Source organism: Dyella sp. SYSU CM1112 (assembly GCF_058216415.1).
Window position 1 is genome coordinate 390879 of the sequence record NZ_JBZEGI010000001.1, and the last position, 20145, is coordinate 411023.

Sequence of the window (20145 nt, forward strand, 5' to 3'; positions counted from 1 at the left end):
CTGATGCGACAGCACAAGCGCAGGCTGGCCAACTCGTCGGGTTGCGTTCGGGAGCCCAAATTGCTTAACTTCTAGATTGGGGGCTTAAGAGGGGGAGGCAGGATGCCAATTCCTGCACTGACGGAGGACGGATACCTGCCAGTGGGCGAATTCGATTGTGACCTCGAAGAGGTTGAAGGTGCCTTCTGCGGGAATGACCATAGAACCGGGCTGCTGGGCAAGTTCCGGGAGTTCCTGACCTGGCTTCGTGACGAACACGGTCTCAACCTTCCGTATTTCGTGGACGGCAGCTATACGACTGCCAAAGATTTGCCGGGTGACATCGACTTCGTGCTCGATCTGACAAACGCCAACCAGCGGCAGATTGGTGTCGCGCTAACGCTCTTCACGTTTCAACAGGCAGATATCAAACATACTTACAAGGTTGATTTCTGGTTTTACCATCCGGAAGCCGATAGAGACCTCAGGCAATTCTTCCAGTACGTCAGAGTGGAGGAACTACAGCAACGACAGCTGCCGCCTGACACGCGCAAAGGTATCTTGAGGATTCAGCCATGACCTGGGTTAGAGAGGTCCATTCGAAGGCTCATATCCTTCTCGCCCAAATCGAGAATGCTCGCCGTCTTGCCCAGCGTTCTGGAGTTGACGCCGACGCGCTTTGTCGCGAGCTGTACCGAAAGGTCGATGAACTTTACGAAACGGAATTTCCGCTTGCCAAGGCAATGGACGAGTCTGACCTCGTTTTCCACTTAGAGGGGCCGGCGCTACGTGATCACACTCCGAAGCTCAAGTTAATTGAGGCGGTTTTCTCGAACATTCGGCAGCAGGTCTTTAGTGTTGCTAAGGCAGTTGCGCAGCTAGGCGACAATGTAAATCTTTCCGATCATGACGTAGAACTCTCGCTTTCTGCACTTGCTCCGGGAAGCCTGTATATCGGTATTAAAGCGGAAGCGCCGGAAAGACATGATGGACAACAGTACATGCTCGGCGCGGACGACCCGATCCTCCGCGCGACCCGTGAGGCAATGCGATCTATTCGAGTTATTAGCAAAATTCTAGACGAGGACTCGCTCGAAGCTCGCGAGGAAATCCCGGACGCGAAGGTTCGCGATGCTGCGTTGGTCGCAGTCGCACGGCTCGCACCCACAACCAAGTCCGGTATTGCACGCGTGACCATCGCTTCCTCTGACGAGAGGCGAAGTGAAGTTGGTTCGCCTCTAACGCCAAAGTTGCGCAAAGAGCTTCGGAGCCAGCTTAGGCAGGATAGAAAAGCTGGTCCAACGCAGTTCTCCATTCGTGGCGACGTTCGTGAGCTTGATCTTGACTTCCGTCGCTTTGAGCTACGCCGCCTTGCTCTCGATCCGAACGCTTCCATTCGGTGCCAATTGTCATCGGACGCAATGGTTAATCTCGAAAAGTTGGCCGGGCGCCATGTCGAGGTTTTTGGATTTGGCGAACAAGCATCTGGCGGATTCCCTCGCATGTTGCGCGTTGTTCGAGTGAGCGTCCTCAATGACACGGGCGCGCCGGAAGACCCGGGACTTTTCGCGTAGGCTTGAATGAAGTCCGATGGCAAAGCGAAATCGAACAATTGGATCGGTAAAGTCTGAGCTTATTGCGAAATCGCGTGAAGCGGCGTTATGCGCCATTCGAACGTTCAATGACCCCCACGTTACGTTCAAGTCTGAGACCTTCATCGTCCTGATGATCATCGCGTGGACTTACCTGCTCCATGCTCACTACCGCACCAAAGGAATTGATTACCGCTATTGCCAAAAGGCCGGCAAACGACGGAAGTTCGAAAGGACCAAACAGGGCCAGTTCCGATACTGGGAGCTTGGAACATGCCTTCGGGTAAGTGAATGTCCAATAGATACAGACACGAAAAACAACCTAGTCTTTTTGATTGGCCTTCGACATGAAATTGAGCACCAAATGACACAGGCGCTCGATGCGTGGCTTAGTGGCCGTTATCAGGCATGCGCGCTGAACTACAATCACTACCTAAAGCAGCTGTTCGGCAATATGCATGGGTTGGACAGCATTCTTGCCTTCAGCATCCAGTTCGCTGATTTGTCGCCAGAGCAATCAGGGGGCACTAAGTCAGTGCCGATCATCGCGCAGCCACTCCGCCGATACGTCGAAACCTTTGATGAAGGGATCGGGCAGGACGCATACAACAACCCACGTTACTCGTACCGCTTGATCTTCACTCGGAAGCTTGTGAACAGGTCCGGGCAAGCGGACCGCGTGATCGAATTTATCGATCCTTCGTCAGAGCTGGCAAAGGAAATCGACAAAGAGTATTGGATCAAGAAGGAAGTGGAGCGCACGAAATACCGTGCTAAGGATGTCGTCTCTGCCATCAAAAAGGCCGGATTCAAGAGTTTCAACGTTTTCGGCGCACATACGCGCATGTGGCAATCCGAAGATGCGAAGAATCCCGCAAAAGGATATGGCGTGGACGTTCAGGGCGTCTGGTACTGGTACCAGAATTGGGTGGATCGGTGCATCGAGCTTTGTCGTGAGGCAGGCAACAAATACCGGTGACGACCCTCCTCGGCGTTCCTACCAGTCAAGAAGTACAGGCGTCGGGGGGCGGCCTTTTTCGTCTTGGAGAGGGGTTGCCGCCGGAAGACCACGCCAGCAGACCTCCGCTTCCAATTTAGACTGGAGGAAACCTTCGGTCCGCGCGGCAAGGCGTGCCATCTAATGATAAAAGGGGACAGCACGTCTCTTTTCTCCGATGTTGGCGGTTATATCAATTGACCCCTTGCAAGACGGCCTGAGCGTCTTTGCTCCTAGGTTTGCAGGTTTTATTAGTCTCGCCGGGGCTCAACGGGGGGCGCTTCTAACGGGATGGCTTTCTCTTCCCCGATGTTCGTGGTTATACCCGCTGACCTTGTGTGAGACGGTCTGGGCCGCTTTGCTTCTAGGTCGATCTTTTTACTCCCCCCGTTGCCCTAGTGGCACCCAGAGACCCGCACGAAGACCACAGCAACTATAGCGAACGTATCTAGCAGCGCACGATCAGCGGAGCGGGTTTTGCAAAGGTCGATGCGAGTTCTTCCATTCGAATGAGGATCATGCTTGGTTTCCTTTAGCAGTCATGAGAAGCCCCAAGGCTTTCCAAGGGGGAGCAGGCGAAAACTACAGATAAGGACAGACGCGCACGAAAGCAGCTGGTCTATCCGGCCTTCCGCTTGAAGGGGACGACGCTGGCACCGTGCTTCAGTCCGTCCAGGTGGTCGGCCCACGCCTGCATCATGCGCCTGCGTTCATCCAGGTATTGCGCTGCATGGGTATAGGCGGCTCGGACCTTGTTCGATTCGGCGTGTGCTAGTTGCCGCTCGATGGCATCAGAGTTCCAGCCCATCTCATTGAGACGTGACGCAGCCATGCTTCGGAAGCCGTGGCCTGTCATTTCTTCCTTTCCATAGCCGAGGCGACGGAGAGCGACATTGATGGTGTTCTCAGACATCGGGCGGCTGGCTGTGCGAACGCTTGGAAAGACATAACGGCCTGTGCCGGTCAACGGAAAGAGTTCCCGCAGCACAGCTATGGCTTGCGTTGACAATGGGACGATGTGGGGCGCTTTCATCTTCATGCGTTCCCCTGGAATTCGCCAGATTGCTTCGTCCAGGTCGAACTCTGACCACTCCGCTTTACGCAGCTCGCCGGGGCGCACGAAGACCAGTGGGGCCAGCTTTAGGGCGCATTGAGTGGTGAACTGGCCCGTGAAGACATCAAATGAGCGCAGTAGTTCGCCAATTTGCTTTGGATCAGTGAGAGCTGCGCGATGTGTTGGTTTTGGGGTGGTGAACAACCCCCGGAGACTGCTGGTGATGTCGCTGTGCGCTCGACCTTCCAGCACAGCCCATCGGAATACCTGTCCGGCAGTGATCTTTACTCGGCTCGCTGTCTCTCGTTTGCCAGCTTCTTCGGCCTTCTTCAGGACATCCCGAAGTTCCAGCGCAGTTATCTCAGTGATTGGTCGGGTGCCAATGAATGGGAATAGGTAAGACTCTAGCCGCCATCGGTCTTTGTTAGCGGTTGTCTCGGCGGTCTCGCCCCGCGCATCACGCCACGCCATCCAGTCACGAGCCACTTTCTCGAATGTTTCCATCGCTGTGGCGGCTTCTTCCACCTTGGACATCTTCGCCGCTTTGCGAACGTCGCCAGGATCAACCCCGTTTGCCAGTAGTTTGCGTGCGTCTTCGCGCCGCTGCCGTGCATCCGCTAGGGTGACTGTGGGATATACGCCGAGCGCCAACGTCTTTTGCTTACCGTCGAAGCGGTAATTCATTCGCCAGTATCGACGACCGTCAGGATTGATTAGCAGGAACATGCCGCCGCTGTCCGTCAACTTGCGAGGAGAGTGATGCGGCGTTGCCTTCCGAATGGCTGCGTCTGTGAGCATGTGTTGGTACTTCGCAAGTTGCTGCGGAGGCATCCTACACAGATACCATCAAAAGTACCAACACATACCATCAGCTTTGCTGCGATCTCATGAGACCGCTTGCAACACTTCAGGCATGAAAAAGCCCGCTGTTATGCGGGCTGATCGTCTTACTTGAGTTTTATTGCCACCGCTTGAAACTCGCTATTGGTACCGGTGATAGGACTCGAACCTACACGACATCGCTGCCAGTGGATTTTGAGTCCACCGCGTCTACCATTCCGCCACACCGGCCCGAAACGAACGCCTATTATGCAGGATTCAATGCACCGGGTCGAGACTCAGTTTGCGGTCGTAGCGCTCGTAGCACTGTTCGCCTTCCTTGGGCTGGAAGACCGCGCAGTGGGTCATGTTGCCGGAATAGATGTGCAGGCTTACGGCAACGGTATCGTCGCTCGGGTTGCGGATGGTGTGATATTCGTGCGGAGGAATCAGGCTGCCAGCCGAACCCGGGCCAGCCTGGATCGAGCCGACCGGCTGGAACCGGTACACGTCGCCGTTGGCCGGAAGACGTTCGTACTGTACGACCTCCAACGCGCCGCTCCAGACGCCTTCCACGCACCACATGCCGCAGTGATCATGAATAGGGGTGCCCTGACCGGGGCCCCAGGTCATGGCGACCACGCAATAACCATAATCGTCGCTATGGTAAAGCTCGCGACGGGCGTAGCGGTCCTCGGCGGTCTCGAACACGCACTCGGGGAGCACGATTTCCTTGCTTTGGATCAGTTTGCAGAGGCTATTGCGCAGGCTGTCGGTGATCGCCGGTGTGGAACCCTTGGCGACGGCGTCGTCGATGGTATGGATCAGTTTCTGACAGCCGGGAAATTCCGTGGTGAGCATGATGATCTCGGTCAATCTGGGGATGCGGACAGCCTTGCAGATAAAGCCCGCTGAAGCCTGAATGAAGCTTCTCTGCTAGCCTTTGGGCGATCTACGCCTAAATAGGCCCAAAAGGGGGCGTCCATGGGAGCGATGGTGATTGTAGCTTACCGGCCCAAGCCGGGGCGCGAAGTCGAGTTGGAGTCGCTGGTGCGCGAGCATGTGCCTTGCTTGCGGACGCTGGGCCTGGTTACCGAGCGTCCCGCGCAGGCCATGCGCGCCAAGGACGGCATCATCGTCGAAATGTTCGAATGGAGGGACGGGGGCATCGAGGCTGCGCACAATAGCTCGCGCGTGGCGGAGCTATGGGAGCGTTTTGCGAGTACCTGCGACTACGTGCCGCTGCGGGAACTGCCCGAAGCGGCGACGATGTTCGCGCAGTTCGAATCCATGGCGTTGTAAGCAATCGCGTGGCTTGTCTGGGTTCTTGCTTTGCAGGTAGGGCTACGCGAATAGGGTGACACGCCCTAGGGAAGCTTGGCGAGAAATCCGCCGATCGCTTTGCTGTAGTTCTCGATGTCGACCAGAAAAGCGTCGTGTCCCTGTGGGGAGTCCAGCGCGACGAAGTCGACGGTGGCCCCGGCTGCTTGCAGTCCTTCTGCAATCTGTTCCTGTTGTTCCAGCGGAAACAAGATATCGGTGCTGACGCCGATCACCAAGGCACGCTCGATGCGAATGCGCTTCAAGCCTTCCATGATATTGCCGTCTCCGTATTCGGAGACGTCGAACCAATCGCTGGCGCGCGAAAGGTACAAATAGCTGTTGGGATCGAAAGTCCGCACAAAACGCCGTGCATGGCCTTCCAGATAAGATTCCACCTGGAACTCGAAGCCGAACGGCTGATCCTCGCGTTGTTCCGAATCGAGCCGGATTCGCGCGAAGCGTCCGTTCCACTCCATGGCAGAACGATACGTGATTACGCCGAGCTTGCGCGCGATGCTCATGCCGATATCGGGATAATGCTCATCGTCGTAGCGGCCTTCGTTCCAGTTCGGATCGAGGCGGATGGCTTCGCGCTGCAGTGAGCGGATGGCGATGGCAAACGGCTGCGCTTGGGGAGCAGTATCCACACTGATATGTGCACGCACGCTGTGCGGATGAAGCAGCATATACGCCAGTGCGCTCATGCCACCCATGGAACAGCCAATCAAGCAGGCGAGTTTGTCGATGTCCATGCTTGCTACCAACGCGTGTGCCGCATTGGCGACGTCTTCGAGGGAGAGGTCCGGAAAGCTGAGACGATACGCTTCACCGGTGGCTGGATTAACGGAGGCAGGACACGTGGAGCCTTTATCGCTGCCTAGCGAATTCACGCAGATCACGAACCAGCGGTCGCTGTCGATGGCCCTTCCGGGGCCGAGCATGTCTTCCCACCAGCCATGTGAAGGGTCTTCCGCATGGGAAGCCGCATGCGCACTGGGGGACAGTCCTGTGAGAATCAGCACGGCATTGTCGCGTGCGGCATTCAGTGTTCCCCAGGTTTCGTAGGCGATATGCGCAGCTTCCAACGTGCCGCCACGCTTCATCGCGAAGGGGGACGGCAGGGCGAAATAGCGGCGGGCGTCGCTCATGACCGATCCTTCGTGAGATGCAGATTCATGGTTTGAAAACGTATCGATGCAACGATTGCGAGCTGCTAATCATGCACTTTATCGATCACGATGTTGATCGGCGCCTTGCTATGGACATCCACCATGCCTCCATTGCCTTCGAGGTCTCCAGCCTGGGCCATGGCCTGGCCGCTGTGGCTGATGCGTGCGCCGACAAACACTTTCGTTGCTGATGACAAGTTCATGGATGGCAGCATGCTCATTGCATCGGTCAGTGTCACCGTGGCGGGCAGGTGGCTGGCATCCAGCTTCGCCACGGCCAATGGCATGGGCGGCCCGTTCTCTGCGCGCGCATAGACGAACAGCGTATCGCCGTGCGTGAGCTTTGACTTAAGTGCGGGAGCGAGCGAGACCTTTACCCGCAAGGCAGCCGACTGGCCTGCGTCGGAAGAAGGTGGCTGTTGCGCGCTGGCCGCGCTGGCGGGGGGCTGTCCTGCACGTGCATCTGCCAGGGCAATTTGTTGCGCAACGGCTTGTGCGACGTTGGAGCCGGGTTGCAACATGGGCTGCAAGGTGCGCCAGGTGCTGGCTGCCTCTGTGTAGTTTCCCGCCTGAAAATCGCTGATGCCGAGCAGCCATAGAGCACGTTGATTGTCGGGCTCCAGCTTCACGGCTTGCTGCAGCAGGTCGCGCGCCCGCCCCTGGATACGATGATCAGGGCGCGCCGTTGAATCGGCCTGTGCCCAGCCGACCATGGCGGATGTGTCGTTCGGCGTCAGCTTCAACACATGATCGAATGCGTCGCGTGCCTGGTCCGGTTGCTGCATTTCAAGCATGGCCTGGCCCAACAGCATCCAGCCTTGCGCATCGTTAGGATGGCTGGCCAGGTGCGCCCGCAACTCGTTCAGCGCCTTGCCGACATCCATGGCGGTTTGTGCCTGCGTCGGCACGCCATTGAGTGTGGTGGGTGTACCGACTTTGAGATACAGCAATGCGGTAGCTGCCGGAATAGCCAGGGCAATAAACAGCATCAAGACGAATATGCCGCGAGGATGGCCCGATCGACGCCCGTGCCGCAGCAGCGGAATTAACAGCAGTCCCAGCGCCACAGCGATCATCACTGCGGCGGCGATAAAGAAAAGCGATTTCACCACTCGTCCCCACTGTCGATGGATTCCGCGGATGTTCCGGCGCGGCTGCGTTTGCGTATGGTGTGAATGACGACGCCGGCGCCGGCGATCAGGATCAGCAAGGGGCCGAACCAGAGCAACCAGGTGCGTGCATTCACCGGCGGATCGTAAAGCACAAAATCGGAATAGCGATCCACCAGATATTGCTTGATCTGTGCGTCGCTCTTGCCTTCTTGCATCAGCTCGAACACTTTGTGGCGCAGGTCATGCGCGAATTGAGCATTGGAGTCTGCCAAGTCTTCATCCTGACAGACGAGGCAACGCAACTCGCTGGTCAGGTGCTGAAAACGTAATTCTTCGGCGTGATCTCGAAATGGCAACGGATCGATCGCTTGCGCCGCAGCCAGTGACGTGAGGGCCAGCAGCATCGCCAGCAACGGCACACGCAACCAGCCGCTCATGGTGCTTCCTTTTGCAGGGCTTGGATGGCGGGTTTCAGCTGCCGTTCGATCACATCCGGCGTCAATGGGCCGATGCGTTTGTAGCGAATCACACCTTTGCCATCGATCAGGAACGTTTCCGGTGCGCCGTAGACACCGAAATCGATGGCCGTGTGTCCCGACGTATCCGCGATAACTGTGTCATAAGGATTGCCATGCTGCGCAAGCCACGCCTTGGCATCATTGGGAGCATCTTTGTAGTCGTAACCGACCAGCGGAATGCCGAAGTCTTTCGCTTCGGCCATGAGCACAGGGTGTTCTTCGCCGCAGGCGAAGCACCAGCTGGCGAAAACGTTCAAGAGATAGGGCTTGCCCAACAACGATGCCTTGCTCACCGTTTGCGTGGGGTCATCCAGTTTGGGGAGCACGAAGGCCGGTGCCGGTTTATTGATAAGTGGCGAAGGGACGGCGGTAGGATCGTGCGAGTTGTTCCACCAGATGCCGAAACCAAGCAAGGTAGCGAGAAGCAGAAAGCCGAGGAACGGTACTAGCCGGCTCATGCACGTGACTCCTGCAGCACACCGGCCACTGCTTGCGTAGCTTTCGCTTCACGCTTTACGCGGAAGCGTCGATCCGCCGCGCTGACAAAACCACCAAGCATCATGAAAAGGCCGCCGATCCAGATCCAGCGGACAAACGGCTTGGTGTACAGACGCAGAGCCCAGGCACCCTCGACGTGGTTGGGATCCATGGGCTCGCCCAATGCCACGTAAAGATCGCGAGTGATGCCCGGATCGACGGCGGATTCAGTCTGCACTTGCTCATGCGAATATGTCCGTTTCTGCGGATGCATCACGGCGACCGGTGCGCCATGTCGCGTTACCGTCACCACCCCTTGTTCGGCTACCCAGTTTGGACCGGTAGCCTCGGTGACGCCGTCGAAGCGAAATTCGTAGCCGCCGACTGTCGTCACCTGTCCAGGCGAAAGACGTACATCGCGCGTGACGCTGAGCGATTCGGAGAGCAGCACGCCGATCAGGAAAATCGCCACGCCGAAGTGAGCAAGCAGCATACCCGTCATTTCAGCTGGGTAACGGCGCCCACGCGGCATCTCGCGCCAGCGTTTCAGAAGGTAGAGCACGACACCTACGGCCACCCACACTGCGCCGGCGACACCGGCAATCGCTTTGAGCTGACCTTGCACGAAAAACGCCGCGATCACCGCGCAAGCCACAGCAGCGATGCCTGCGCGTGCAAGCACTTGTTTCAGGATCGGCGTATCGCTTTTGCCCCAACGCAAGTACGGTCCGAAGGGCAGCAGCAAGACGACTGGCAGCATCAGCAGGGGAAACAGCAGGCCGAAGTAGGGTGGCCCTACCGAGATCTTGCCCAGATTCAATGCATCGCCGATCAGCGGAAACAGCGTGCCCAGCATCACCATGGCCGCAGCCACGGTGAACATGAGGTTGCCGATCAGGATGGCGCTTTCCCGCGAGATCAGCGCAAAGGCCTTGCCGCCGGCGACCTTTGGTGCGCGCAATGCATAGAGCAGCAGCGAGCCACCGACTACGACGGCGAGGAAGCAGAGGATGAACGTGCCGCGGCGAGGATCTGAGGCAAACGCGTGGACCGAGGTGAGGATGCCTGAACGCACCAGGAAGGTACCCAGCAGCGATAAGGAAAACGCAAACAACGACAGCAGAATGGTCCATGCACGCAGTGATCCGCGTTTTTCCGTGACCGCTTGCGCATGGATCAGTGCGACGCCCACCAGCCAGGGCATGAAGCTGGCATTTTCCACGGGATCCCAGAACCACCATCCGCCCCAGCCCAATTCTGAATAGGCCCACCAACTGCCTGCGACGATTCCACAAGACAGGAAAGCCCATGCGGCGTTGGTCCATGGGCGAGCCCAGCGTACCCAGGCCTGCTCCATTGAGCCGCCGAGCAAGGCAGCAATAGAGAATGCGAAAGCGACCGAGAAACCCACATAGCCCATGTACAGCACGGGCGGATGGAAGGTCATGCCGGGATCTTGCAGCACCGGATTCAGATCTGCGCCGTCGGCGGGCATCGGCAGCAGGCGCCCGAAAGGATTGGAAGTAAACAGAATGAAACTGAGAAAACCCACCGAAACGATGCCGAGCACGCCGAGCACGCGTGCAAGAAATGCTTCAGGCAGCTGGCGACTGAAGAGTGCCAGCGCAATGGTCCACACATTGAGGATCAATACCCACAGCAACATCGAGCCTTCATGCGCGCCCCATACCGCGGTGATGCGGTAATACCATGGCAATTGCAGGTTTGAATTGTCGGCGACGTATTGCACCGAGAAATCGAAATGCAGGAACGCCCACACCAGGATCGCAAACGCTAGCGCAACGAATACCGCCTGTCCGCTCGCGGCTGGGCGCGCGACAGCCATCAGTGCGCGGTTGCCGCGCCATGCGCCGATCAGCGGCAACACGCTTTGTGCCAGCGCCAGCAGCAAAGCCAGGATCAGGGCGAGTTGGCCGAGTTCGGGAGTCATAGCTGCTGTTTGTCCTGGTTGGCGGCTTCATCGATGTGCTTGCCGGCATGTGCCTTGGCCATCGCGTCTTTGAGCTCTTTCGGCATATAGGTCTCGTCGTGCTTGGCGAGCACTTCCGTGGCGATGAAACGGGCGCCATCCATATGACCTGTTGCAATCACGGATTGGTTCTCGCGAAACAGATCGGGCAAGATGCCGGTGTACTCCACTGGCATGGCGCCTCCGGCGTCGATCACCGTGAAGGTGACTTTCAACGAATCGTTGCTGCGTTGAATCGATCCGGCCTGCACCATGCCGCCGAGTCGGAATGTTTTGTAATGCGTAGCTTCACCCGCCTGTACCTGGCTGGGCGTGAACAGGTAGTTCATGTTCTGCTGCAGTGCATAGACCACCAGGGCAGCTGCCACGATCACCGCGACAAGCACGGCGATGACGATGGTAAGCCTGCGTTGGCGCGTTGGATTCATGATAGGACTCGCTGCCGTACTCAGGTGGGGGCGATGGTGTGTCGATTTGCGCGATCCTTGCGTGCGTGTTGTCGTGCCAGGCGTGCGCGTATCTCGCGCAACACGCGGCGGCGGCGGAATGCCGGTGCCAGCCAATCGATCAGCAACACGATGAAAAAGACTGCATAAGCAGGCCAGACATAGGCCGCGTAACCGCCCATCGCGAAGAAGGCGTGCAAGGAAGTGGGGTTCATGCGCGCGCCTCGCTTTCGGCCATTTGGCGCACCCAGTCTTTGCCGCTTTCCAACGCCAGCAAGTCGGCGCGCGTGCGGCTGCACAGGCTGGCGATGTAGTAGCACTTCGTGGCGATCATCATGGTGAGCAGCGGCCAGATCATCGAGGGTGCAATGGTCGAGGGGCCAAACAGGCGGATAGTGGAGCCTTGGTGCAGCGTGTTCCACCAGTTCACCGAGAAATGCACGATCGGTACGTTGACGATGCCGATCAGCGCCAAAAATGCCGCCGTACGCGCACCCTGGCGGCGATCTTCGAACGAGTGATAGAGCGCGATCACGCCAAGGTACAGAAACAGCAGCACGAGTTCGGAGGTAAGCCGGGCATCCCAGGTCCACCAGGTGCCCCACATCCGCTCGCCCCAAAGCGAACCGGTCACGAGCGTGATGAAGGTGAATGAGGCGCCGATCGGCGCAGAAGCCATCGCCACCACCTCCGCAAGCTTGATGCGCCATACCAGCGCAATGAAGGCGGCGAGGCCCATCACCCCATAAATGAACAGACTCATCCAGGCGCTGGGCACGTGGATGAAGATGATGCGGTAGTCATCGCCCTGCTGGTAATCCGGCGGCGCCAGTACCAAACCGCCATACAGCGCAACGATGCCGAGCACCAGCGCCAAGGCTATCGCCCAAGGTCGGATCGTTCCGGCAAAGCGGTAGAACACCGGCGGCGAGCTCAGCTTGTGCAACCACAGAGGGATCCAATGAGTAGACATGCTACGAATCCAGCGCTATGCGAAGTGCGGCGGCGCAAGCCAATGGGGCGAGCACCACGGCCAGAACGAGTGCCGCACCCAGCCAGATGATGGGGGCGATCCACGGCAATCCTTCCTGGGCGGCTGCCAGCGCCCCAGCGGCGAAGATCACCACCGGTACGCAGAGTGGCAGCAGCATCAAGGCAAGCAGCATACCAGAGCGCCGCGTGCCGGCCGTCAGCGCCACCAGGATGCCGCCCAGCAAACTGAGCAGCGGTGTCGCAAGGAATAGCGCCAGCAGCAGCACCGGTATCACCGAAGTAGGTAGATGCAGCATGCCGGCAAGCAGCGGCGCGATGACGATCAGAGGCAGCGCCGTGGCCAGCCAATGCGCGAGGATCTTCATGCCGAGCATCAGCGCGAGCGGTTGCGGCGCAAGCATCAGCTGTTCGAGCGACCCGTCTTCGATGTCGCTGCGGAACATGGCATCCAGCGCCAGCAGCATGGCCAGCAACACGGTGACCAACACGATGCCTCCGGCAATGCGTTGCAATAGCGTACTTTCGGGCCCCAGTGCGAACGGAAACAGCGAGGTGACGATCAGGGCGTACAACACCGGCAGTACCATGTCGCCGCGCTGCCGCCATGCGAGAACCAGATCGCGACGCAATACAGCCATGCAGGCGTGCCCCAAGCCAGGGCGCAATGCGTCAGCCATGCAGACGGATCCGCTGCGGCTCACCGCCATGAAATTGCACGGCACCGTGACTGGTAACCAACGCGGCACCGCCATGCGCAACATGGGCTTCCAGCAAGGCATTGACCAGCTCGATGCCGGTGCGATCCAGATTGGCGTAAGGTTCATCCAGCAGCCATAACGTAGCGGGTATCAGAAGCAGGCGAGCGAGCGCCACACGCTTTTTCTGGCCTGCCGAAAGCTTGCGTACTGGCTCATCTTCATATCCGCTCAACCCAACCTGAGTGAGTGCGTCATCGATACGGCTATGGTTGCGGTGACCGAACAAGCCGATGGTAAACATCAGGTTCTCACGCGGACTCAATTCCGCCTTCAAACCGAGCTGGTGTCCCAGGAAAACGACCTCGCCGCTGCAGCGATCCCAGGTCAGCGGCTCGCCACGCCACCGCAGCTCGCCTTCCTCTGGGCGCAGCAAACCGGTGAGGATGCGCATTAGGGTGGTTTTTCCGCTGCCGTTATCGCCCTCGATCAGCATCAGTTCGCCCGCGGAGAGACTGAAGTCGAGCGGACCGAAGACGGGTTCGTCCTGGCGATGGAAGCCAAGTGCGCGTGCTTCAAGAAGAGGTGTGGTCAGATCGGCAGTGGTCATCGACGCATTGTGGGTGGTGCTTATCCGGCTTGTCCACGCGGTGGCTGGTCACTGGTCAAGCGCAGACGGGCGTAACCCTTGGCAAGGCCGTGCACATAGGCGTTTTGGTGGAATTGCTGTGCCAGGGAATCCATCTCGGCGAGGGTAGGACCCACGACGAAGAAACTGGGTTCCCGCCAATCCTTGCCAACGCCGATGGCCGGTCGAAGGGTCATGATGCTGGCCAGCGTCCGTAATGCGGCAAGGAGGCTTTGCTGCGCAACACGGTTCTGCTGGCGCGTCTGCGGTTGCGAAAAAGGATTCCAGGCGGTGATGAAGGCCCAGCTGTTTCCACCGATCAAGGCATGCAAAGGCGAGGGCACGGATGCATCGACCTGGATGGAGGCCCAGCCTCCCTGCGGAAGTCGCACCCGGTAGTCAGTGCTGCGGTAAGCGGCGATCAGCCCGTTATCCATGGCGCAAGGGCGGAAGTGGCGGAAGGGTGGCATGCAGCGTAGCCAGCGCCGCGTCCAGCGGCACATCGTCGGGATCGGCGATGCCGCGCAGCAATTGCTCAAGCAACAGATCCTGTGCGCGGCCGCGTTCGTAGGCGTAAGCGTAGGGCAGGTGCGTAAACGTGACCATGCGATAGCGCGCCATGAAGTGATGGGGCGCCTGTTCGGCCAAGCGAGCGCCGAGGGCGCGCTTGGCGAGATAGTGCGGGTCGGCCACCGAGTCGCGCATCTCGATGTAGTTTTCAACCGCCATGGCCGCAATGGCGTCGGCATTGGGCTTGCGGATGCGCTGAAATTCAGCGAAGGCGTCACCTGTGTCGGAGCCTGCTTCGGCCAGGAGATCAGCCAACACGATGGTGTCTTCGAAACCGCAATTCATGCCCTGGCCGTGAAACGGCACGATCGCATGCGCGGCATCGCCGATGAGCAGTGCTTTACCGCCCAGGTGCCAGCGGTCGAGATAAAGCGTGGACAGACTGCCGACGGGATGGCCGTCGTAATCCTCGGCAAAACGTGGAATCAGAGGTAATAGGTCCGGGAAATCCTGTTCGAAAAACGCACGAGCTGCGGCAGCGTCGGGCAGCGAGTCAAAGCTTGGATGCGGGCCGTGCGCCGGAAGAAAAAGCGTTGCCGTGAAGCTGCCTTCTGTGTTGGGCAGGGCAATGCACATGTAGCCACCGCGTGGCCAGATATGGAGCGCGTGCGGTTCGATCGCAAAGCGTTGCGCGCCTGTGCCGGGTGGAATTTCCAATTCCTTGTAGCCGTGGCCGAGTGGTTCTACACGGATGCCCAGCGGCGAATGCGCGTCCATGGCGGCGCGTAGCGCCGAGCCTGCGCCGTCTGCACCAATCAACACGGACATAGGGTGGCGGCGGCGCGTGCCCGCGGTATCGGCCAAGATGATCTGTCCGGCATCGAAGTCGACGGATTCCAGCTCCTGGCCGAAGTGCAGCGTCACCCCGGCCGCTTCGGCGGCATCCAGCAACAGTATGTTGAGGCCGCCTCGCGAAACGGACCAGATCACCTCACTATCATCGACCCCATAGCGCTGCAAGCTGGAGCCGCCCTGCAGTGGATGCACCATGCGACCGCGCATCATGACGGCGCGCTCCAGCACATCTTCTTCAAGACCTGCGCCGCGTAGTGCCTGCAGTCCGCGTTCGGCAAGCGCCAGATTGATCGAGCGTCCACCGACGAATCCGGCGCGACGAGGATCAGGCCGCTTTTCGAAAAGGTCGACCGCAAAACCCCGTTTGGCCAGAAGTTGAGCGAGTAGGGCGCCTACTAAACCACCGCCGATCAGAGTGACTGCTTGCCGAGCCATGCTGCATTCCATGGAAGGAAGCACATCACTGTTCCGCAAGTGGGCGTTTACTGCAAGGGTGCGGCGCGTGAGCCCTATTTTTCGAGCTGTTCAGCCGGATCATGGTGCTGACGGGGTTCAGCGCGTCACTCTGGCATGTGGAAGATGGCTGATTGCGAAAAACAATGAAGCGTTGGTTTCCTCAGAAGCTCATGAAATAGCCGCCGTTCACCGGCAGATTCGCGCCAGTGATATAGCCTGCGTCATCGGCAGTAAGAAAGATCACTGCGCGAGCGATATCTGCCGGCGTGCCAAGTCGCCCGACCGGGATGTCCGCCACGATCTGCTCGCGAATCTCCTGCGGCACGGCGGCCACCATGGGGGTATCGCAATAGCCGGGCGAAACCGTATTCACGGTGACGCCTTTGCGTGCAGTTTCACGTGCCAATGCCATGCTGAAACCATGCACACCTGCCTTGGACGCGGAGTAGTTGGTCTGTCCAAACTGGCCGGTCTGGCCATTGACCGAACTCAGATTGACGATGCGTCCGAAGTTGCGTGCAGTCATGCCTTCGACCACATGTCGGCATGTGTTGAACACACCGTCCAGGTTTACGCGCATCAGGTCATGCCATTGCTGCGGGTCCATCTTGCGCAGACTGGTGTCGCGCGTGATACCGGCTGCATTGACCAGAATGTCGATTTGCCCGATGTTGCGTTCGACATGGTCGATCAGGCCGCCGCATGCCTTGAAATCGCTGACGTCGCAGGGTTCGAAACGAATGGCGCCGTTGCAAGAGGCGGTGTGTTGTTTGAAGGATTCGATGCGGTCGCTGCGTGTTGCAAGATCGACGGCCACTACGGTTCTGCCGGCTTCAGCGAGCCGTATGCATATTTCGGTGCCAATGCCGCCGATGCCGCCAGTCACCACGGCGACACGCGAGCCGAACGTCGATGAAGTCATCACATCTACTCATCTGCGTATGCCGCGCGGCAGCACGTGTTGTGCCGCAGCGCCGGCACGACCTGAGTGATCAGGGTTTCTTGGTGGTACGGCCAGGCTGGCCGGATGCCGGAGTTGCCTGCGTGGCGGCATCCAGGAAGCCGCGCTGCATGTTTTTCCAGGCGTCCAGATTGCGTTCCGTCAACTCGTTCAGCAGCGACCATGGGGTCTGCCCCATCAGGCTGTTGAGCTGATTGCGGAACTGCTGCTGCTGGTCGAGAAACACCTGCAGACTGCGCTCCAGATACGGCCCCATGAATCCCTGCAGGGAGTCGCCGTAGAAACGGATGATCTGGCTCAGCAGCTGGGGCGAGAGCATCGGCTGCCCTTTCTCCTCGTGCTCGGAGATGATCTGGAGCAGCACGGAGCGGGTCAGGTCCTCGCCCGACTTGGCGTCGCGGACCTCGAAGCGTTCGCCGTCCAGTACCAGCTGACGGACCTCTTCCAGCGTGATGTAGCTGGAGATCTCCGTATCGTAGAGTCGGCGATTCGGGTACTTCTTGATGATGCGGATAGGTTGTGCCATGCGACACAAACTAGCAGAAGGTATTGCGCCGCACCAGTCGCTATTCAGTTTTTATGCTGCACTGGAGGGTGCAGCAATACCAGGATTGGGCAACGAAGCATCCGTCAATGCCCTGCAGCACCGCTGGCGCTACCGAATGGCGGGCGCGAGAACCACAGCACGGGAATCAACATCACAAACAGGATGGCGCAGGCGTAGAAGACGTCGTTGACAGCCAGCGTGTATCCCTCCCGGTTGATGATCTGATTGATGTAGCCCAAGCGCTGGGTAGCGCCCAAGCCCAGGTGCGAAAGCTGCTGGATATAGTGTTCGGTGCCCGGCTGAGCTCGGTTTATGTATTCGGTAAGGGTGGCATGGTGGGAAATGCCGCGGTGTTGCCACATCGTGACCATCACTGCGGTGGAGACGCTGGAACCCAGCGTGCGGAAGAAGTTGGAAAGTCCTGAGGCGCTGGCGATCTCTGAGGCGGGCAGGCCAGACAGGTAGATCTGGTTGAGCGGGATGAAAAAGCAGGGAATAGCCAGCCCCATCACGAAGCGCGGCACTACCAGTGTGCCGAAGGATGCGGCGCTGTCGAAGGTGGAAAACCAGTACGAGGTGATTGCAAACACGATAAACGCGAAGGTCACCAGCAGGCGCAGGTCGACCTTCTGCATGTTGCGCCCGACGATCGGCGAGAGCAGAAACGCCAGTACGCCTACCGGTGCGGCAGCCAGGCCGGCCCAGGTGGCGGTGTAATCGAGTGTGGTCTGCAGCCATAGCGGGAACACTACGTTGATACCGAAGAAGGCGAACATGCCTAGCGAGAGGCTGATCACGCCTACCGTGAAATTGCGTTCCTTGAACAGGCTAAGGTCGATCACCGGATGCTTGGCGTGGATTTCCCACACCACCAGGAAGGTGAGGCAGACCAGGGCGATCAGTCCGAGTGTAAGGATCAGCGGCGAAGCAAACCAGTCGTGATCATTACCGTTGTCCAGCATGAACTGCAGACAGCCTACGCCGGCGACCAGCAGCACCAGGCCGACCACGTCGATAGGCGCCTTCAGCGTGCGGGTCTCGCGCTTGTGCAGCAAGGTCCAGGTAATGATGGCAGCCAGGATGCCCACAGGTAGATTGATGTAGAAAATCCATGGCCAGGAGAGATTGTCGGTAATCCAGCCACCCAGGATGGGGCCGAAAATCGGCGCGATCACTACCGTCATCGCCCACATCGCTAGCGCGATGCCCTGCTTTTCTTTGGGGTAGCTGGAGAGCAGCAGGGTCAGCGACAGCGCCACCATTGGGCCGGAGCCTGCACCCTGCATCAGGCGGCCGAATACCAGCATCGGCATGCTGGTGGAGAGGCCGCAGAACATCGAGAAGGTGACGAACAGCAGCACTGAGATAACGAAGGTGCGCACTTCGCCGAAGCGGCGCGCGATCCAGCCCGTGAGTGGCTGCATGATGGCGCTGGCCAGCGAATAGGAACTGATCGCCCAGGTACCTTCATTGGGGCTTACGGCCAGGCTGCCGGCAATGTGTGGCACCGACACATTGACGATGGTCATGTCCAGCACTTCCATGAAGGTGCTGAACGCCACCGCGATGGTCAGCAGCACCAGCGGCATGCCATGCAGCGGTTTCAACGGGGCGACATTGTCAGGTGTGGCAGCCATGCTGGCCTCGCGATTTTTCCCTTGCGTCACTCCCATGAAAACGGATGCATAGGAAGGCAACCGTTTTGGAGCAGGGAAGCATCCAACTGATCCCTGGTACCGGGAGCACTATGGAATTCCTGCTTTCGTGGCATGTCGGCACGGGAACTATTGACGTTGCGGAAGTTAAGTCGATACCGGTACTTTCGAGAAGGAGCCTCAAGGACCAAGGTTGGCGCGGATGATTTTTTCCGCTTCCGCGTCGGCTTGGGCAGCCACCTGGTCGTATACCGAGGTTTCCGCAGGCGGCTGAGCGGGCGAAGAGGCCAGTGCCGCCCCCTTGTCGTTGCGGATGTCCACCGTGACATCGGCGGATAGGCCGACGCGCAGCGGATGCTTGTCGAGTTCCTTGTTATCCAGTGCGATGCGTACCGGCACGCGCTGCACTACCTTGATCCAGTTGCCGGTAGCGTTTTGCGCAGGCAATAGCGAAAACACGCTGCCGGTGCCGGCACCAAGGCCAATGACCTTGCCGTGAAATTCCACGCCGCCACCGTACAGATCCGTCGTGATCTTTACGGGTTGGCCGATGCGAATATGGCGCAACTGGTTTTCCTTGAAGTTCGCGTCGATCCACAAGTCATGTAGCGGCACGATGGTCATCAGCTGCTGACCTGGGGCAATACTGGCGCCGAGCTGTACGCTGCGCTGTGCGACGTAACCGCTCACCGGTGCGACGATGGTGTTGCGTTGCGCGGCAATCCAGGCGGAGCGGAAATTGGCGCGAGCCTGCAGTACGGTGGGGTTGTTGGCAATATCGGTGCCTTCCACGGCCGCACGCGCAGACTGAGCTTGCGCCTTCGCTGCTTCCAGCGCTGCTTGCGCTTGCGCCACGCTGTCACGCATATGCTGCACGATTTCGGGTGATTCAGCTTGTGCTGCCACAAGTGGCCTATGGCGTTTGAGATCGGCTTCTGCCTTGCGCAGGTCAACTTCCCGGGCGGCCACCGTAGCGTCGGCCTCGTTGACCGAATCGTTCTGTTGGCGTACCTGTCGCACAGCCAGCGCGAGGGCGCTCGTGGTTTGGCGCAGACGCACATCCGCGTCGGTGGGATCTAACCTCACCAGCACCTGCCCGGCCGTAACGTGCTGCGTATCGTCGGTAAGGATAGCTATCACGGTGCCGGGCACTTGCGAGGAAAGCGCGACCTGATTACCGCCGACGTACGCGTTGTCCGTGCTTTCGCGCGTGGAAAACACAAAGAACCACAGCAAAAGCCAGGCCAGTCCGGCGATCACGAAAACGGTGACAACAATCAACAGTGCGCGATTGCGCTTGGCAGGATCCTTTGCGGCAAGGCCGCTATCGTTGGCGTTCTTGGGGGGAGTGGACTCGGAAGCGCTCATG

At 58.9% G+C, this 20145-nt stretch carries 21 protein-coding genes, 1 tRNA gene and 1 pseudogene; 4 read left to right on the forward strand and 19 right to left on the reverse strand.

Annotated features, from left to right (window positions below; genetic code table 11):
• Window positions 1-102: 102 nt before the first annotated feature.
• The 3 genes from AC4HNJ_RS01935 to AC4HNJ_RS01945 are packed head-to-tail and all read left to right on the forward strand — an operon-like array spanning window position 103 to window position 2550.
• Window positions 103-558 carry a DUF6932 family protein gene (locus tag AC4HNJ_RS01935; protein ID WP_490477833.1) on the forward strand — a complete coding sequence of 152 codons (456 nt, stop codon included), beginning with the start codon at window positions 103-105 and terminating at the stop codon, window positions 556-558.
• Window positions 555-1553: a hypothetical protein gene (locus tag AC4HNJ_RS01940; RefSeq protein ID WP_490477834.1), complete on the forward strand. Its 999-nt coding sequence runs from the start codon at window positions 555-557 to the stop codon at window positions 1551-1553. The genes AC4HNJ_RS01935 and AC4HNJ_RS01940 overlap by 4 nt, the downstream gene beginning before the upstream one ends.
• Window positions 1554-1569: 16 nt before the next feature.
• Entirely contained in the window at window positions 1570-2550 is a 981-nt protein-coding gene (locus AC4HNJ_RS01945; protein WP_490477835.1) for a DUF3644 domain-containing protein, read from the forward strand.
• A gap of 637 nt (window positions 2551-3187) precedes the next feature.
• Here the strand turns inward: AC4HNJ_RS01945 and AC4HNJ_RS01950 are convergent.
• From AC4HNJ_RS01950 to AC4HNJ_RS01960, 3 genes are all read right to left on the reverse strand, one after another.
• Window positions 3188-4453, reverse strand: a complete 1266-nt coding sequence (locus tag AC4HNJ_RS01950) for a tyrosine-type recombinase/integrase (protein ID WP_490477836.1) — start codon at window positions 4451-4453, stop codon at window positions 3188-3190.
• Window positions 4454-4607: 154 nt separating this feature from the next.
• Window positions 4608-4693: transfer RNA gene (locus AC4HNJ_RS01955), tRNA-Leu, on the reverse strand.
• Window positions 4694-4720: 27 nt separating this feature from the next.
• Entirely contained in the window at window positions 4721-5302 is a 582-nt protein-coding gene (locus AC4HNJ_RS01960) for a cysteine dioxygenase family protein (protein WP_490478087.1), read from the reverse strand.
• 123 nt (window positions 5303-5425) lie between these two features.
• Here AC4HNJ_RS01960 and AC4HNJ_RS01965 point away from each other — a divergent pair, with 123 nt between their 5' ends.
• Window positions 5426-5743 carry a hypothetical protein gene (locus AC4HNJ_RS01965; protein WP_490477837.1) on the forward strand — a complete coding sequence of 106 codons (318 nt, stop codon included), beginning with the start codon at window positions 5426-5428 and terminating at the stop codon, window positions 5741-5743.
• Between the two features lie 65 nt (window positions 5744-5808).
• Here AC4HNJ_RS01965 and metX read toward each other — a convergent pair whose 3' ends face one another.
• The 16 genes and pseudogenes from metX to AC4HNJ_RS02045 all read right to left on the reverse strand — a co-directional run bounded on the left by metX (window position 5809) and on the right by AC4HNJ_RS02045 (window position 20144).
• Window positions 5809-6960: a homoserine O-acetyltransferase MetX gene (metX, locus tag AC4HNJ_RS01970; RefSeq protein ID WP_490478088.1), complete on the reverse strand. Its 1152-nt coding sequence runs from the start codon at window positions 6958-6960 to the stop codon at window positions 5809-5811.
• A 17-nt stretch (window positions 6961-6977) separates the two neighbouring features.
• The gene (locus AC4HNJ_RS01975; protein ID WP_490477838.1) at window positions 6978-8042 is read right to left on the reverse strand and encodes a tetratricopeptide repeat protein; all 1065 of its coding nucleotides are present in this window, start codon (window positions 8040-8042) and stop codon (window positions 6978-6980) included.
• Window positions 8039-8482, reverse strand: coding sequence for a cytochrome c-type biogenesis protein (locus AC4HNJ_RS01980; protein ID WP_490477839.1), 444 nt, complete (start codon window positions 8480-8482; stop codon window positions 8039-8041). The genes AC4HNJ_RS01975 and AC4HNJ_RS01980 overlap by 4 nt, the downstream gene beginning before the upstream one ends.
• Window positions 8479-9021, reverse strand: coding sequence for a DsbE family thiol:disulfide interchange protein (locus AC4HNJ_RS01985; RefSeq protein ID WP_490477840.1), 543 nt, complete (start codon window positions 9019-9021; stop codon window positions 8479-8481). Before AC4HNJ_RS01985 ends, AC4HNJ_RS01980 begins: the two co-directional genes overlap by 4 nt.
• Window positions 9018-10991 carry a heme lyase CcmF/NrfE family subunit gene (locus tag AC4HNJ_RS01990; protein WP_490477841.1) on the reverse strand — a complete coding sequence of 658 codons (1974 nt, stop codon included), beginning with the start codon at window positions 10989-10991 and terminating at the stop codon, window positions 9018-9020. Before AC4HNJ_RS01990 ends, AC4HNJ_RS01985 begins: the two co-directional genes overlap by 4 nt.
• Window positions 10988-11458, reverse strand: a complete 471-nt coding sequence (ccmE, locus tag AC4HNJ_RS01995; RefSeq protein ID WP_490477842.1) for a cytochrome c maturation protein CcmE — start codon at window positions 11456-11458, stop codon at window positions 10988-10990. The genes AC4HNJ_RS01990 and ccmE overlap by 4 nt, the downstream gene beginning before the upstream one ends.
• 20 nt (window positions 11459-11478) lie before the next feature.
• Window positions 11479-11691, reverse strand: coding sequence for a heme exporter protein CcmD (gene ccmD / locus AC4HNJ_RS02000; protein WP_490477843.1), 213 nt, complete (start codon window positions 11689-11691; stop codon window positions 11479-11481).
• Window positions 11688-12449, reverse strand: coding sequence for a heme ABC transporter permease (locus AC4HNJ_RS02005; RefSeq protein ID WP_490477844.1), 762 nt, complete (start codon window positions 12447-12449; stop codon window positions 11688-11690). The genes ccmD and AC4HNJ_RS02005 overlap by 4 nt, the downstream gene beginning before the upstream one ends.
• 1 nt (window position 12450) lies before the next feature.
• Window positions 12451-13146, reverse strand: a complete 696-nt coding sequence (gene ccmB / locus AC4HNJ_RS02010; RefSeq protein WP_490477845.1) for a heme exporter protein CcmB — start codon at window positions 13144-13146, stop codon at window positions 12451-12453.
• On the reverse strand, window positions 13139-13774 hold the full coding sequence (gene ccmA / locus AC4HNJ_RS02015) for a cytochrome c biogenesis heme-transporting ATPase CcmA (RefSeq protein WP_490477846.1): 636 nt from the start codon (window positions 13772-13774) through the stop codon (window positions 13139-13141). Before ccmA ends, ccmB begins: the two co-directional genes overlap by 8 nt.
• A 20-nt stretch (window positions 13775-13794) precedes the next feature.
• Window positions 13795-14262 (reverse strand): DUF3293 domain-containing protein, encoded by a 468-nt coding sequence (locus AC4HNJ_RS02020; protein ID WP_490477847.1) that lies wholly within the window; start codon window positions 14260-14262, stop codon window positions 13795-13797.
• Window positions 14222-15592, reverse strand: coding sequence for an FAD-dependent oxidoreductase (locus AC4HNJ_RS02025; RefSeq protein WP_490477848.1), 1371 nt, complete (start codon window positions 15590-15592; stop codon window positions 14222-14224). The genes AC4HNJ_RS02020 and AC4HNJ_RS02025 overlap by 41 nt, the downstream gene beginning before the upstream one ends.
• A gap of 181 nt (window positions 15593-15773) precedes the next feature.
• The gene (phbB, locus tag AC4HNJ_RS02030; protein ID WP_490477849.1) at window positions 15774-16535 is read right to left on the reverse strand and encodes an acetoacetyl-CoA reductase; all 762 of its coding nucleotides are present in this window, start codon (window positions 16533-16535) and stop codon (window positions 15774-15776) included.
• Between the two features lie 136 nt (window positions 16536-16671).
• Window positions 16672-17100 (reverse strand): annotated as a pseudogene (phaR, locus tag AC4HNJ_RS02035) (polyhydroxyalkanoate synthesis repressor PhaR); the annotation flags it as partial.
• A 104-nt stretch (window positions 17101-17204) separates the two neighbouring features.
• Window positions 17205-18758, reverse strand: coding sequence for a DHA2 family efflux MFS transporter permease subunit (locus AC4HNJ_RS02040; protein WP_490477850.1), 1554 nt, complete (start codon window positions 18756-18758; stop codon window positions 17205-17207).
• A gap of 198 nt (window positions 18759-18956) precedes the next feature.
• Window positions 18957-20144 (reverse strand): EmrA/EmrK family multidrug efflux transporter periplasmic adaptor subunit, encoded by a 1188-nt coding sequence (locus AC4HNJ_RS02045; RefSeq protein WP_490477851.1) that lies wholly within the window; start codon window positions 20142-20144, stop codon window positions 18957-18959.
• Window position 20145: the final 1 nt, after the last annotated feature.